At 65.3% G+C, this 13,850-nt stretch carries 11 protein-coding genes; 8 read left to right on the top strand and 3 right to left on the bottom strand.

The annotated features are described in order from the left end of the window. Positions 1-2: 2 nt before the first annotated feature. Genes dctP (J2S73_RS04665) through J2S73_RS04675 form a run of 3 tightly spaced genes read right to left on the bottom strand, consistent with a single transcriptional unit; the run spans position 3 to position 3,749 of the window. Entirely contained in the window at positions 3-971 is a 969-nt protein-coding gene (dctP, locus tag J2S73_RS04665) for a TRAP transporter substrate-binding protein DctP (RefSeq protein ID WP_306884264.1), read from the bottom strand. Positions 972-987: 16 nt separating this feature from the next. Beyond that, on the bottom strand, positions 988-2,541 hold the full coding sequence (locus J2S73_RS04670; protein WP_306884266.1) for an AMP-binding protein: 1,554 nt from the start codon (positions 2,539-2,541) through the stop codon (positions 988-990). After that, positions 2,538-3,749, bottom strand: coding sequence for a thiolase family protein (locus J2S73_RS04675; protein ID WP_306884267.1), 1,212 nt, complete (start codon positions 3,747-3,749; stop codon positions 2,538-2,540). The genes J2S73_RS04670 and J2S73_RS04675 overlap by 4 nt, the downstream gene beginning before the upstream one ends. A 142-nt stretch (positions 3,750-3,891) precedes the next feature. Between J2S73_RS04675 and J2S73_RS04680 the strand changes: the two genes are divergently transcribed. The 8 genes from J2S73_RS04680 (at position 3,892) to J2S73_RS04715 (ending at position 13,716) form a co-directional block, all read left to right on the top strand. After that, positions 3,892-4,668 (top strand): crotonase/enoyl-CoA hydratase family protein, encoded by a 777-nt coding sequence (locus J2S73_RS04680; RefSeq protein WP_306884268.1) that lies wholly within the window; start codon positions 3,892-3,894, stop codon positions 4,666-4,668. A gap of 344 nt (positions 4,669-5,012) precedes the next feature. Continuing rightward, positions 5,013-5,990, top strand: coding sequence for a TRAP transporter substrate-binding protein DctP (gene dctP / locus J2S73_RS04685; protein WP_306884269.1), 978 nt, complete (start codon positions 5,013-5,015; stop codon positions 5,988-5,990). Positions 5,991-6,076: 86 nt separating this feature from the next. Then, positions 6,077-7,906 carry an AMP-binding protein gene (locus tag J2S73_RS04690; protein ID WP_306884270.1) on the top strand — a complete coding sequence of 610 codons (1,830 nt, stop codon included), beginning with the start codon at positions 6,077-6,079 and terminating at the stop codon, positions 7,904-7,906. Then, positions 7,906-8,376 carry a MaoC/PaaZ C-terminal domain-containing protein gene (locus J2S73_RS04695; RefSeq protein WP_306884271.1) on the top strand — a complete coding sequence of 157 codons (471 nt, stop codon included), beginning with the start codon at positions 7,906-7,908 and terminating at the stop codon, positions 8,374-8,376. Before J2S73_RS04690 ends, J2S73_RS04695 begins: the two co-directional genes overlap by 1 nt. 426 nt (positions 8,377-8,802) lie before the next feature. Then, complete coding sequence (locus tag J2S73_RS04700) at positions 8,803-9,141, top strand: RraA family protein (RefSeq protein ID WP_306884272.1); 339 nt, start codon at positions 8,803-8,805, stop codon at positions 9,139-9,141. A 16-nt stretch (positions 9,142-9,157) separates the two neighbouring features. After that, the gene (locus J2S73_RS04705) at positions 9,158-10,072 is read left to right on the top strand and encodes a 2-dehydro-3-deoxygalactonokinase (protein ID WP_306884273.1); all 915 of its coding nucleotides are present in this window, start codon (positions 9,158-9,160) and stop codon (positions 10,070-10,072) included. Then, positions 10,069-10,701 (top strand): 2-dehydro-3-deoxy-6-phosphogalactonate aldolase, encoded by a 633-nt coding sequence (locus J2S73_RS04710; protein WP_306884274.1) that lies wholly within the window; start codon positions 10,069-10,071, stop codon positions 10,699-10,701. The genes J2S73_RS04705 and J2S73_RS04710 overlap by 4 nt, the downstream gene beginning before the upstream one ends. Before the next feature lie 639 nt (positions 10,702-11,340). Then, positions 11,341-13,716 (top strand): thiamine pyrophosphate-binding protein, encoded by a 2,376-nt coding sequence (locus tag J2S73_RS04715; RefSeq protein ID WP_306884275.1) that lies wholly within the window; start codon positions 11,341-11,343, stop codon positions 13,714-13,716. The last annotated feature ends 134 nt before the right edge of the window (positions 13,717-13,850 follow it).

A 13,850-nucleotide genomic window follows, 5' to 3' on the forward strand; every position in this document is an offset into this window, starting at 1 on the left:
GCTTACTGCTTGTCCGTGTAGGTCAGTTCCTTGATCTGAGGACCGAGTTCGGGCGAGTTCTCGATGACGACGGCCCACCCCGCCTCATCGGCCATGCGCACATAGTCCTGGCTCTGTTCCTCGGAGAAGGTGATCGCCTCGATGCCGGCGTCCGCCTGCAGTCGCCGCTGCTCCTCATCGACGCGGTTGCGGTAGTCGATGAACCACTCTTCGGTCTCGATCACCGACGACCGGAGGGTGTCCTGCTGCTCTTCCGTCAGGCTGTTCCACTTGTCTTCATTGAAGAGCACGCTGATCTCGGCGTTGTAGAAGCCCGGCTCGACCCGGTAGTCGGTCACCTCGAGCAAGCCGAGATCTCCGATGCCCCACAGGGGCCACGCATATCCGTCCACGACCCCGCTCTCCATCGCGGAGTAGACTTCGGATCCCTGCATCTGGATCACGTTGGCGCCCAGCGCCTCCATGAACGGCCGGTAGAGCGGGGTTCCCCGCATGTCCCAGCCCTCGAAGCGAGGCTCGTCGGAACTGCGGTTCGTGTAGATGTGATACTTGATGCCATCGCCCATCTTGCCGAGGAACAGGGCGCCCATCTTGTCGCGATGGATCTGGTCGATCAGGTTCATAGCGCCGTTCTCGCGAAGCTCTGCCACGGGCACGTTGAAGAGCTTGTTGGCGTCGGCTTCCGGAACGAGGTTCGTGTAGAAGGCGCCCGAGAGATAGGCCATGTCGATGACGCCGCCCGAGACGGCGTCGCCGAGCTGGAAGGGGCTGATGGAGGAGGGGTCCGCCACCAGTTCGAGCTTCAGGTCGGTGTCCTTCCCGTTGACCGTTTCGATGAGATGCTCCAGCGGTCCGTGCCAGACGCCCTGCGGTGAAAGGAAGGTGCCCACCCGCAGCACCGTTTCGGCGGATGCGGTCTGCGGTACGAGAAGTGCCAGGCCAAGGGCGATGGCGGCAGCTTTTGTCTTCATGGAAGGGTCCTCTGGATTATTGGATTGGTTGTTGATTTTCCCGACGCTCGCCTGACGGCCGCTTGGCCAACGCGTCCATGCGCAGGGTTGCCTTGTCGACCTTGCCGACTGCCGTCTTCGGCAGGGCGTCGACGATCTGGATGCTGCTTGGAATCTTGTAGCGGGTGAGCCGTTCGGCGAGGAACGCGCCGATGGCCTCGCTGTCCAGGTCGGGAGCGACCACCTGGACGTGAATGGCCTCGCCCTTGCGGGGATGCGGCACGCCGAACGCTGCAGCCTCCCGCACGCCGGGGCAGGTGTAGAGGACTTCCTCGATCTCTCTCGGATAGACGTTGAACCCGCTGACGATCACCATGTCCTTCTTGCGGTCGCGGATGTTCAGATATCCGTCTACGTCGATGAAGCCGATGTCGCCGGTGTAGAGCCAGCCATTCCGGAGTGTCTGCGCCGTTTCATCGGGCCGGTTGCGGTAACCGGTCATGATCTGCGGGCCGCGAACCCGGATCTCGCCGTTCTCGAGCGGTGGTGCGAGGGTCTCGCCGTCCACGGGATCGACGATCTGGACCTCGGTCTCCGGCAGGATCACCCCGACAGAACCGGCCTTGCGCTTTCCGTCTCGCGGATTGGCGGCGATCACCGGCCCCGTTTCCGTCTGGCCGAAGCCCTCGCAGATCACCGATCCGGTCCTGCGCTCCCATTCGGCCAGCGTTTCCGCGGGCAGGGCGGAGGCACCGGAAAAGCAGAGTGCCAGTCGCGTGAAGTCGGTCCGGCCCATCAGCGGATGGGCCAGAAGCCCGTGATAGATGGTCGGGCTTCCGGCGAAGAACGTGATGCCTTCCTTGGCAATAGTCGTCAGGGCCGCCTCGGGCGTGTACCTGGGCAGAATGACCAGGGTTGCGCCGGCATAGGCGGCGGCGAACAGTCCCATCGAGCTCGCATAGACATGATAGAGCGGCGTCATCACAAGCAGGCGGTCGTCCTCCCCGATGGGAACGACGGCCTGGCGCTGCGAGACGTTCGTCGCCGTGGCACGGTGGGTGATGTCGACGCCTTTCGGCGTGCCCGTGGTCCCTCCGGTATACTGAAGGATGCCGAGGGTATCTGGGTCGGGAAGCGGAAGCGTCAGGGCGGGCTCGTCGCTCCCATGCGCCAGGCGGCGTGCACCGGGTCCGATCTCGATCACGGTGGCAGGGTCGATGCGATCCGCCAGCGCGGCGATCTTCTCCATCGCTTCGGGATCGACAAGGATCAGGTCCGGGCGGCAATCCCCGAGGATCTCGCCGAGTTCGTGCGCGGTATAAAGCGGGTTCAGCGGTGCCGTCTGTGCGCCCGCTGCCAGGCTGGCGAACACGGCGATTGCGAAGTCCGCGGAGTTGGGCAGAACCAGAGCGATGCGACCGCCTCCGGCACCGCGCTCGATCAGCTCGTGCGAGAAGCGGGCGACCGCGGAGGCGTACGCGGCGTAGCTGAGCCGCTCGTATTCGCAGACCAGCGCTTCCCTATCCGGGTGCCGCCGCGCCGCGTCGGCCAGCATGTGCACGACCGAGGGAAAGACCTGCGGCAGCGTCATGGGCGGCGGTCCTCGACCTGAATGATCACGGCCATGGCGCTGTCGCCGGCGGCGCAGCCCTGGAACAGGCCGTAGCCGCCGCCCTTGATCACCAGTTCCTCGACCAGTTCGATGATGGCACGGATGCCGGTGGGCCCCTGCGGATGTCCCCAGATCAGCGAGCAGCCGTAGTTGTTCATCGAGGCGAGATCGATGTCGAAGCTCCTCGCAAAGGCGATGTCGTTCACCGCAAAGGGATTGTGCGACTTGATCGCTGAGATGTCGGCAATCCCGAGTTCGGCGGCAGCCAGAGCCGTTCGGGCCGCCTCGATCGGCGCGGCGGGCATGAAGCCCTTCTCCGCCCTGCTCTGGCCAAAGGCGATCGGCCGGATGCGGATGCCCGGATCGGATGAGATCTCAGCGGCCTTTTCTGGTGCGACGACGAGGATGGCGGCATTGCCGTCCGCCGGATGGGTCTGCGCCGCGAACGTCACGGTGCCGCCCTCGATTACGGGTGACAGCGTGGCAAGCTTCTCCGCCGTGGTCGGATAGATGCCTTCGTCCCCGGCGAGTGTGATTGGCGGCTTGCTCCGTCCCTCTCCGGGGATCTGGAACGGCAGCGTCATGTAGCGCTTCTGGAACGCCTGATTGTCCGTGAGCGCGGCCTTGTACTGGTCGTACCGCATCTGCACCACGTCGTGCTGCTCGGCGAGCGAGATGTCGAACCGGGCCGCGACGTTTTCGGCCGTCTGTATCATCGAGCATCCAGCGAACGGGTCGGCTGAAAAGTTGTCCAGAACCCAGTTCTCGTAGTCCCCTGCACCGCCCTGACCGGTGGGCTTCGGATAGATGATCTGCGGACCATTGGAGACCCGGTCGGCGGTGATCACCAGCGCCATGTCGGACCGCGTCGACGCGACCTCCCCGCAACCGAGCGCCAGAACCCGCGCGCCGGTGGCGCAGGCCTGGTTGACGGTCGGGCCGGCAACGTCCGCGGCGCCTGCTATGCCCATGACCCAGGCCAGGCCGTAGAAGCTTCCGCGCTGGGGAACGGTGGTGCCCAGAACGCCGAAATCGATCCCGCGAATGTCGATGCCGCGCCGGTCGAGTTCCCGTCGCGCGGTCGTCGCGGCGAGCTTGAGGCTGTGGGCGTTCGCAAGGGACCCTTGCCAACGGGCAAACGGGGTCGACCAATAGGCTCCGTACGGGATCTCTGCGATCAGCGACACGTCATTTCTCTATTTACGTAACTGTAAAATCTGGACATAGGGAAATGCGCTTGTCAAGCTGACTGGCGGCTCCCGATCTCCATTGATACGGTGGATGTCGCTGCCTATTGATTGCTCCTGAAACATTACGGTGTGTAAAAAGTTGAATCACTCCAGGAACTCGCCGCCGTCCACGATCCGCATCGAGACGAATGGTTCGCTGGGTCTGGTGATCCTCGATCGGCCCGAGAAGCGAAACGCGATCAGTGAAGAGATGATCGTGGCGATCGGTGAGGCGTTTGTGACGATCCCGTCAGAATGGAAGGCCGTCGTCATCCGTGCGGAGGGAGACAATTTCAGCGCCGGCCTTGACCTCTCGGAGCACAAGGAGCGGTCGCCCGAGGCGGTGCTCGATATTTCCGCGCTCTGGCATCGCGTTACCCAGTCGATCGCCGACTGCGGCGTGCCGGTGATCTGTGCCCTCAAGGGCTACGTGGTCGGAGCGGGGCTGGAGCTGGCATCGGCGGCGCATGTGCGCATTGCGGATCCGAATTCCCGCTTCAGTCTTCCGGAGGGGCGTCGCGGCATCTTCGTGGGCGGCGGCGCGTCGGTCCGCGTGGGGCGCTTGATCGGCACCAGCCGCCTCATGGAGCTGATGCTGTCCGGTCGCGAGATGGACGCGCGGGAGGCCCTTGCCGCCGGCCTCTGCCAGCGGCTGTCGGCCCCGGAGGGGGCCTGCGATGAGGCCATCGAGCTGGGTCGGGAAATCGCGGGGAACGCGCCCCTGTCGAACCGGATGATCCTGCAGGCGCTCGCTCATATTGCCGAGATGCCTCCGGGAGGCGGGCTTTTCACGGAATCCCTGGCGGCTGCGCTCACCCAGACGAGCCCGGAGGCAGTCCGGCGGATCAACGCCTTCTTCGACGGGCGGCGCCGCTGATCCCGGCCGGGGTTTGATTTCCGCCATCCAGGCGCCGGGCGGCGGAATCCGTCGTCGCAGGTCCGGAGGCTCGGAGGCAGATGGGCTTTCATTTGCCCGCTGCATTCTCCGCGGCTCTTGCGGTCCGGCCTTGCGGCTCCCGATTGACATTTCGCTTGCCTGGCCTGCGGTCCCCGGTCTGCTCGGGCGGGGGCGTTGCCAAATCGCGATTTCATGATTTACGGTAGTGTAAGCAGATTGTCGTCCGACTTGGCGGTGTCGGCTCTGTTACACGCATGCTGTGGGAAAAATGCCAGTAAGAATTTCAACAGCATGTAAATTTCCAGGCTCAAGGGGATCTCGGAATGAAGTTCGGAAAATTGCTGGCTGGCCTCGCGCTGGCTCTCGGTGCCACTGCGGGCGGAGGTGCGGCGCAAGCGGCCGACGTCACTCTTCGGGTCGGCACGTTCCTGCCCACCCAGGGCGTCTGGCATGAGCCGCTGGCGCACTTCATCGAAACGGCCAACGACAACGATGTCGGCGTAACCCTCGAGATCGTCGCCGACCCGTCGGCCGTCAGCCCGTTTCAACTCGGCGAGGCTGTGTCCAGCGGGGTGATCGACGTCGCCTACATGTCCGGCGCTTTCTACACCACGCTCGTTCCGGAAGCCGACGCGCTGAAGCTGCTCAACGTTCCGGTTGCGGAGCTTCGCGAGAACGGGGCCATGGATCTGATCGACGAGGTTCACCGGCAGAAGATGGGGACGCACTTCCTCGGAAAGCTCGGGGACGAGATCGACTACTACATCTACACGGGCGTGAAGATCGACGAACCCGATTTCAGCGGTCTCGACGTCCGCGGCCAACCAGCCTACCGGCCCTTCCTCGAGGCCTTGGGCGCCAACGTGGTGCAGATGCCTGGATCCGAAATCTATTCGGCGATGGAGAGTGGCGTCGTCGACGGCTACGCTTGGCCTCTGTGGGGAATTCAGGATCTGGGCCTTCTGGAGGTGACCAAGTTCCGGATTGAGCCGGGCTTCTACAATTCCGAGATCGCGGTTCTGGTCAACGAGGACGCCTGGAGCGGCCTCGACGACGCCCAGCGCAGCGTGGTCACGCAGGCAATGATCGAGACCGAGCAGTGGTTCATCGACTATCGCAACAGGGTCGACGCCCAGCAGCGCTCTGTCCAGGCGGACGCCGGGATCGAGACGATCACCTTCTCCGAGGAGGAGGGGCGCGCCTTCCGCAAGACCGCCAACGACGCGGCCTGGACGGTGATCGAGGAGCGGACCCCGGACTTCGCCGCTGCCGTGAAGCCGCTCGGTTTCCGGGCCGACTGAATTTCCGCGAAAACGGTCTGCTGGCCTCCTCCCGCAGCTCTGCGGGAGGATCCCCAGGTGACTGAGCTTCGATGACTGGAGGCCCGATGGCCGCTGCCCGGGACAATCGCTTCGCCCCCGTTCGCGTCACCTCCCGGCGTCTGCCCGGCGGCGACATCGTCCTGGGATCGGGATACACACTGGCGAACGTTGACCGGCAGGTCGGGGCCTGGCTGCGGCGTCTCGCCGAGACGTGCCCGCGCCGAACGTTCATTGCCGAACGCCGGCGGGATGGTGCATGGCGGCGCGTCTCCTACGAGGAGGCGGCGGCGCAGGTGGACCGGCTTTCCACGGCGCTCCTAGACCGCGACCTGGGTGTCGATCGTCCTCTCGCGATTCTCTCGGAAAAATCGGTCGCCCATCTGCTGATCACGCTGGCGGCCCTGCAGATCGGCGTGCCGGTCGTGCCCGTCTCGCCCGCCTATTCGCTCCGCCCCGAAGCTTTCCCGCGGCTCAGGGATTGCCTGTCGATCGTCCGGCCCGGTCTGGTATTCGTGGAAACGGAGGCTCCGTTCGCGCAGGCGCTCGGCGCCCTTGCGCCCGACACGGAGGTCGTCGTCGCCGATCCGGAGCCGGGTTCGGATGCGACGCCGATCGCAGCGCTTCTGCAGAGGCTCGATCGTTCGGCGGTGGATGCCGCCTTCCATGCGGTTGGTCCGGAAACTCCGGCAAAGATCCTGTTCACGTCAGGGTCTACCGGCCTTCCAAAGGCCGTGGTGAACACCCACGGCAACCTCTGCTCCAACATGACGGCGATGGTGACGCTGCTGCCCTTTCTCGCTGCCACCCCTCCGACGGTGGTGGACTGGCAGCCATGGCATCACTGCGGTGGCGGCAATCACAATCTGCACGCCGTCCTGGGGACCGGCGGGTCCTATTATATCGACGCCGGAAAGCCGACAGACGGCAGCTTCGGTCGGACGGTTGAGAACTTGCGGGACATTTCGCCGACCATCCATTTCGGGACGCCGCTCAGCTACGACCGGCTGATCGGCCAGATGCAAAGGGATGACGACCTTCGGCGGACCTTCTTCCGGGATCTCCAGTGCATTTACTATTCCGGTGCGGCCCTGCCCACGAGCTTGTGGGATGCGATGAACGATATGAGCCGAAGCGAGCGCGGCGAGGCGATACCGATCGTCACGGGCTACGGCATGACGGAGTTCTCGCCCCTGCAGACGCTCTCGCACTGGCCGAACACCGGTCCCGACATGATCGGCGTTCCCGTTCCCGGCGCCGAGGTGCGTCTCGCCCGCATTGACGGGGGCTTCGAGCTTCGCGGCCGCGGAGCGAACCTGACGCCGGGATACCTGGCCGATCCGGAGAGAACCGGTGAGGCGCTCGACCAGGAGGGTTTCTTCAGGACCGGCGACCTCGTCGATCTGATCGATGGCGACGATGCTGCGGCCGGCCTGATCCTGAAAGGCCGCTCCGCGGAGCAGTTCAAGCTCACGTCAGGCACATGGGTTCCCGCCGGATCGATCCGCACCGCACTCATCGCGGCGTGCGCGCCGTTCGTTGAGGACGCGGTCGTGGTGGGCGAAAAGCGGGCCGCGGTGGGGGCGTTCCTGATCCTGAACGTGGGCGCCGTGCGCGAGCGCTTCGCCATGCCCGAGGCGGAACTCAGTGAGCTCATGCACCTCGAAGCCCTCCACACCGAACTGGCGCAGAAGATAAACGCCTACAACGCCGCCAACCCGGCCAGCAGCCGAAAGGTCGCCACGGTTGCGTGCACCGCCGATCTTCCGTCGATCGAAAGCGGGGAGATGACCGACAAGGGACATATCAACAGGAGCAAGTACCTGGATACCCGCTCCGCTTCGGTCGAGGCTCTCTATTCCGCTCCGGGGCCGGCCCACGTGATGTTCGATCTGTGATGGACGGCGCAGGCTCTATTGATGCGCTGAGCCGGCTGAAGGCGCGGATCGGCGAGGACCTCGGTCCCAGCGGATGGGTGGTCGTCACACAGGCAGATGTCGTCCGCTTCGGCGAGCTGACGGGCGAGGACCACTGGATCCATGTCGACCCGGAACGGGCGCGGGCCAATGGCTGGGAACAGACCATGGTCCAGGCCTCGCTGATGCTCGCGCGCCTGGGTCGCTGGGCCCAGGAACTCGGCGTCTGGGTCGACGAGGCGCGATACCCGCTGTTCTATGGCTTCGATAGGGTGCGGGTGCTGAAAGCCGTGCCTGTCGAGGCGCGGCTGCGGTGCCGGGCGCGGATCTCGCAAGTCGATCCGCATCCGCTCGGCATTAAGGTGGCAAGCACGATGGGCGTGGAGGACAGCCGCGCGTCCGGGACCGTGCTCCACGCCGAGTGGATCGCCGTCTTTGCGCTCGACCCCTGAGCGTTACAAGGACGTCCTTCGACCGGCCCATGATATCGTATGACGCCTGTCTGCAGCTGCCGATGGAATGGTGCGCCCGGCGGCCAGGTCGTCTTTGGGCGTCAGGACAGGGCGAATTCCGTGACGAACTTGGTGCGCAGGAACGCCTCCAGTCGAACGCGGTTTCCGGCGTGGAGACGGCCATCTCGCGCTTCTGGCAAAGAGCGCGAGCGGCCTGTTTTCCGTGGCCGCTGACTGTGCCGGAACGATGAAGCAATATGCGCGCATCGGGGCGGGGGCGATCCAAGGGCGATCTCGTCGATCCGCTCAAGGCGCTGGAAACGGGGCAACCGGGGGATGTGATCGTCGTCGAGGCGGGCGGCGATCCCAACACCTCGGTCTGTGGGGGATTGATGGGGGCTTGCCAAGAACCGCGGCATCCGTGCCATGATCGTGGACGGCGCGGGCCGTGACACCGACGAACTGGAAGACATCGGCTGGCCGATCTGGACACGTGCGTTCACGCCGCACAGGACCCACACCATGTTCTCCGGTCGTAAGGAGGAGCTGTCGATCAATGTGCCGATCCAGTGCGGCGGCGTTCCCGTGAACCCGGGCGACTTCATCGTTGCGGACCTGATGGGCGTTACCGACGTTCCGCTGGCGCGCGCCGAGGAGATCGTGGCCCAGGCGGGCGAACAGGCCGAGCGCGAGGAGAGGACCCGCAAATGGGTCGCCAAGGGCAAGACTATTGAGGATCTGCTCGCCGAGTTCGGCCGAATCTGATCCGAGCAAGCCGGACATGCATTCACACGACACTGCACTCATCGGCCTCGATTGGGGCACCACTTCGCTGCGGGCCTACCGGATCGCGGCCGATGGCGCCGTAGTCGAGCGCCGGGAGACCGGGGACGGTATCCTTTCCGTTCCGACCGGTGGCTTCGAGGACGTGTTCCGCGCCGTCGTCGGAGCCTGGGCGGAGGGCGGTCTGCCGATTGTCGCATCCGGCATGATCACCAGCCGGAACGGGTGGCACGAGACGCCGTACCTGACCGCTCCTGCCGGCCCTGCCGACATCGCCGGCGGCCTGGTCCGCTATCGCACGCACGGCGGACAGGAGATCCGCTTCGTGCCCGGCGTCATGACGCGGGGAGCGGACGGAAGCCCCGATGTGATGCGCGGCGAGGAAACGCAGATTGTCGGCGCGGCGGGCGAGGCTGACGGGACCATCGTGTTCGTTCTCCCAGGGACCCACAGCAAGTGGGCGGTCGTCTCGGACGGTCGCATCACGGGATTTCGCACCTTCATGTCCGGCGAGGTCTATGCCGCGCTCAGGGATCACACGATCCTTGGGCGGCTCATGCAGCCTGGGCCGGGTTCGGAGGCTGCTTTCCTGAAAGGGTGCGACAAGGCGCGCTCGCGGGACGGGCGTATCCTCAACGCGCTGTTCAGCGCACGAACGCTGCCCCTCTTCGGCGAGATCGCGGAAACGGAAACCGCCGATTATCTCTCCGGCCTCGTCATCGGGGCGGAGTTCGTGGAGGCGCTCGGCGGCGTGCCGGAAAAAGCGCCGATCGTCATTGCCAGCCGGAGCGATCTGGCTGAGCGGTACCTCCGCACCGCGGCTTCGTTCGGCAGGCCGACCCGGACCGCTGCCGACGACACCGCCGCGACAGGGCTTTGGCGTATCGCCAGGGCAGCAGGGATTCTCACATGATCGACTGGGACGCCGCCTTTGCCGAACTGCCGCTTGTCGCCATCCTCCGTGGTCTGGAGCCCGATGCGGCGGAAGCGACGGTCGGAGCCCTGGTCGATGCCGGTTTCCGGATCATCGAAGTGCCGCTCAATTCGCCGACGCCGTTCCGCTCGATCGAGATCGCGGCCAGGCGGTTTGGCGGAGAGGCGGTGATCGGAGCTGGGACGGTTCTCGACCCGACCGATGTCAGCCGGGTCGCGCAAGCCGGCGGGCGTCTGATCGTCGCCCCGAATTTCGATGCTGCGGTCGGTCGCGCGGCCTTGGCGGACGCGTGCATCTGGTGCCCGGGCGTTTTCAGCCCGACAGAGGCGTTTGCGGCCCTCAAAGCGGGCGCTCATGGCCTGAAGCTGTTTCCGGGTGAATTGATCCCGCCGTCCGGCGTAAAGGCTTTGCGCGCGGTGTTACCGCCCGAGACCCGCGTGCTGGTGGTCGGCGGCGTCTCGACGGACGCCATGGGCGACTACATTGCCGCCGGCGCAGACGGTTTCGGGATTGGATCGGCCCTGTTCAAACCCGGTCTGTGGATCGACGAGATCGCCCGCCGTGCGATCGCCCTAAAAATCGCTTGGAATGCGACCGGGACGCCCTGACGGGGCACCCTTGAGCGGATGAGACACCTGCTGCGGACCCCATCCCGCTTGACGCCGTGTCAGGTAGTCAGAATTCTCAAAGTGACAAAGGCACAAGCCGGATAACTGGCGGAGGGGGCGCCAATGCACGGTCCAGCCTGATCCCCCGGATGCTCATAATTTCCTTCGTTTCCAGTGGTTTATCCTGTGCGTAAATTCACGGGCTTTCGGTGCGGCATACAGCGCCGCCAGGCAGATATGCCGCGGGGAATTGCCTCTACCTGCAGGCATCGCCGGCTGGGCAAGCTGCGGTTTGCCCGTCGGTCAGGGGGAAGCTGACCGGCCTGCCGCGTTAATTGATCATGGCGTGAATCCTGGTTCGGGCGGCGTTGCCCGAGTGAAGTGACGTCAAGCAATGACGATCTCTTCCTTTTCAAATACTGTCTTTGCCGACGGTCGATCGCGTAGTCTTACATAAGAGGCGGCGATGTTCGCCTCAACGTAGAGTTTGGCGCGATCAATGGGCCAGAAGAGCACGTAGAAGAGGGCGCAGATATCTGGCGCTTATGCCCAGAGTTCTGAGCCGATGCGGCGGGAATGGCAAGGACTCTCTGCCCCGGGATGTGGCATCGTTGGAGGAGGTTTAGCCGCGAGAGACCCATGGACCCGCATCTGAAGACGATGGAGCGCCGGATCCTCTGGTTGTCCCATTGGATGATCCATCACGCCAACCACATCCGGCCCAAGGTGGACGGCATCAAGGTCGGCGGTCACCAGGCCTCGTCGGCCTCGATGGTCTCGATCCTGACGGCGCTTTACTGCTCGGCGCTGCGGCCGGAGGATCGGGTGGCGGTCAAACCGCACGCTTCGCCGCTGTTCCACGCGCTCCAGTACGTCATGGGCAACACGACCCGTGAGCGGATGGAGGCTTTTCGCGGTCTCGGTGGCGTCCAGAGCTATCCGAGCCGGACCAAGGACGCCGACGATGTGGACTTCTCCACCGGATCGGTCGGGCTCGGGGTCGCGATCACCTCGTTCGCCTCGCTGGTGCAGGACTTCATCGGCGAGAAGGACTGGGGTCGGGATCTGCGCCGAGGCCGGATGGTTGCGCTTCTCGGCGATGCGGAGCTCGACGAAGGCAACATCTACGAATGCCTTCAGGAGGGGTGGAAGAACGGGCTGCGCAACACCTGGTGGGTGATCGACTACAACCGTCAGTCCCTCGACGGCGTCGTGCGTGACGGCTTGTGGCAGCGGGTGGAGAGGATCTTCGAGGCGTTCGGCTGGGACGTGGTGCGCGTGAAGTACGGCGCGCTGCAGCGCGCCGCGTTCGAGGAGGAAGGCGGGGCGGCGCTTCGCGACTGGATCGACGCCTGTCCCAATCAGCTCTATTCCGCGCTGACCTTTCAAGGCGGTGCGGTCTGGCGCAGGCGGCTGATGGACGACCTTGGCGATCAGGGGGCCGTATCGGCGCTGATCGAGCGGCGTTCCGACGACGAGTTGGCTGCGCTGATGGAGAATCTCGGCGGCAACTGCGTGGACACCATGGCCGAGGTCTTCGGTGCGGTCGATCACGACCGGCCGACCTGCTTTCTCGCCTACACCATCAAGGGCTGGGGCACGCCGATCGCCGGTCACAAGGACAATCACGGCGGTCTCATGACGACCGCTCAGATGGCCGACTGGCAGACGCGAATGGGCGTGCCGGAAGGCGAGGAGTGGGAGCCGTTCGCGACCATCGACGATGTCGCGGCATTCCGGAAATGGCTCAAGAAGATCCCGTTCTTCGCGAAAGGACGCCGTCGCCATCAAGACGCGCGTCTGACGGTTCCTGAACTCAGCGCCGCCGCGAAGGGCGAGATCTCCACCCAGGCGGCCTTCGGCAAGCTCCTCGACGATCTCGCAAAGGGCGACAGCCCGCTTGCCGACCGGATCCTGTCGACCTCGCCGGACGTGACGGGCACCACCTCTCTCGGCCCCTGGGTCAATCGCCGCAAGCTGTTCGCCCGCAAGGCGGAGGTGGACCTGTTCCGCGAGCAGAAGATCCCGTCGACCGCGCGCTGGGATTTTGCGCCCGAGGGCCAGCATCTGGAACTCGGCATCGCCGAGATGAATCTGATGCTGCTCCTGGCCGCGGCCGGACTCTCCCATTCGCTGTTCGGCAAGCGGCTGATCCCGATCGGGACGGTCTATGATCCGTTCGTGGCACGCGGGCTCGATGCGCTGAACTACGCCTGCTACCAGGACGCGCGCTTCATTCTGGTGGGCACGCCCTCCGGCGTGACGCTGGCACCCGAAGGCGGAGCGCATCAGTCAATCGGTACGCCGCTGATCGGGCTGGCCCAGGACGGTCTGGCAGCGTTCGAGCCGGCGTTCGCCGACGAACTGGCCGTCATCCTGGAGTGGGCCTTCGACTATCTGCAGCGCGACGGCGGGGGCGATCCGGACGAGCGGACCTGGCTGCGCGACGAGACCGGTGGCTCGGTCTATCTGCGGCTGTCCACCAATCCGATCGAGCAGCCCGGCGTCCGGCCCAGCGATGACTGGCGCCAGGGCGCCGTCGATGGCGCCTACTGGCTGCGTCCGCCGGGCCCGAACTGCGATCTCGTGATCGCCTATCAGGGCGTGGTGGCTCCGGAGGCGATCCAGGCCGCCGGGGCGCTCGGCGAGTTCCGCCGGGACATCGGCGTGCTGGCCGTCACCTCCGCCGACCGGCTGAACGCAGGCTGGACCGCCGCGCAGCGTGCCCGGGCGCGGGGACAATCGGCGCGCTCCCTGGTGGAACGGCTGCTGCAGCCGCTGCCGCGGAGCTGCACGCTGGTCACCGTCATCGACGGGCACCCGGCGACGCTCGCCTGGCTCGGCTCCGTTGCCGGCCACGTCACGTTGCCGCTCGGCGTGGAGCATTTCGGCCAAACCGGCACCATCGGCGATCTCTACCGGCTCAGCGGCATCGATGCCGGTTCGATCGTGGAGAAGGTCAGCGGTCTCACCCCGGGACGCGCAATCCCGAACCATGTTTCGAAAGTGGCGTGACCCGACGGCGCCGTTCCGGGTGGCCGAAGCTCATCGGATCAGGCACTTGTGCACTCCGGTCGTGGTCGGGACGCGGTATCCGGCCTGACCGGCGACATAGTCGATCCAGCTCCCATCCTTCGACGGGATGACCG

Origin of the sequence: Amorphus orientalis (assembly GCF_030814015.1) — a bacterium.
GTDB lineage: Bacteria > Pseudomonadota > Alphaproteobacteria > Rhizobiales > Amorphaceae > Amorphus > Amorphus orientalis.

Excerpts from the sequence above, each read along its gene's own strand:
- J2S73_RS04705 (WP_306884273.1), top strand. The coding sequence starts at position 9,158 with ATGCATTCACACGACACTGCACTCATCGGCCTCGATTGGGGCACCACT.
- dctP (WP_306884269.1), top strand. The coding sequence starts at position 5,013 with ATGAAGTTCGGAAAATTGCTGGCTGGCCTCGCGCTGGCTCTCGGTGCC.
- J2S73_RS04690 (WP_306884270.1), top strand. The coding sequence starts at position 6,077 with ATGGCCGCTGCCCGGGACAATCGCTTCGCCCCCGTTCGCGTCACCTCC.
- J2S73_RS04715 (WP_306884275.1), top strand. The coding sequence starts at position 11,341 with ATGGACCCGCATCTGAAGACGATGGAGCGCCGGATCCTCTGGTTGTCC.
- J2S73_RS04710 (WP_306884274.1), top strand. The coding sequence starts at position 10,069 with ATGATCGACTGGGACGCCGCCTTTGCCGAACTGCCGCTTGTCGCCATC.
- dctP (WP_306884264.1), bottom strand. The coding sequence starts at position 971 with ATGAAGACAAAAGCTGCCGCCATCGCCCTTGGCCTGGCACTTCTCGTA.
- J2S73_RS04700 (WP_306884272.1), top strand. The coding sequence starts at position 8,803 with ATGATCGTGGACGGCGCGGGCCGTGACACCGACGAACTGGAAGACATC.
- J2S73_RS04695 (WP_306884271.1), top strand. The coding sequence starts at position 7,906 with ATGGACGGCGCAGGCTCTATTGATGCGCTGAGCCGGCTGAAGGCGCGG.
- J2S73_RS04670 (WP_306884266.1), bottom strand. The coding sequence starts at position 2,541 with ATGACGCTGCCGCAGGTCTTTCCCTCGGTCGTGCACATGCTGGCCGAC.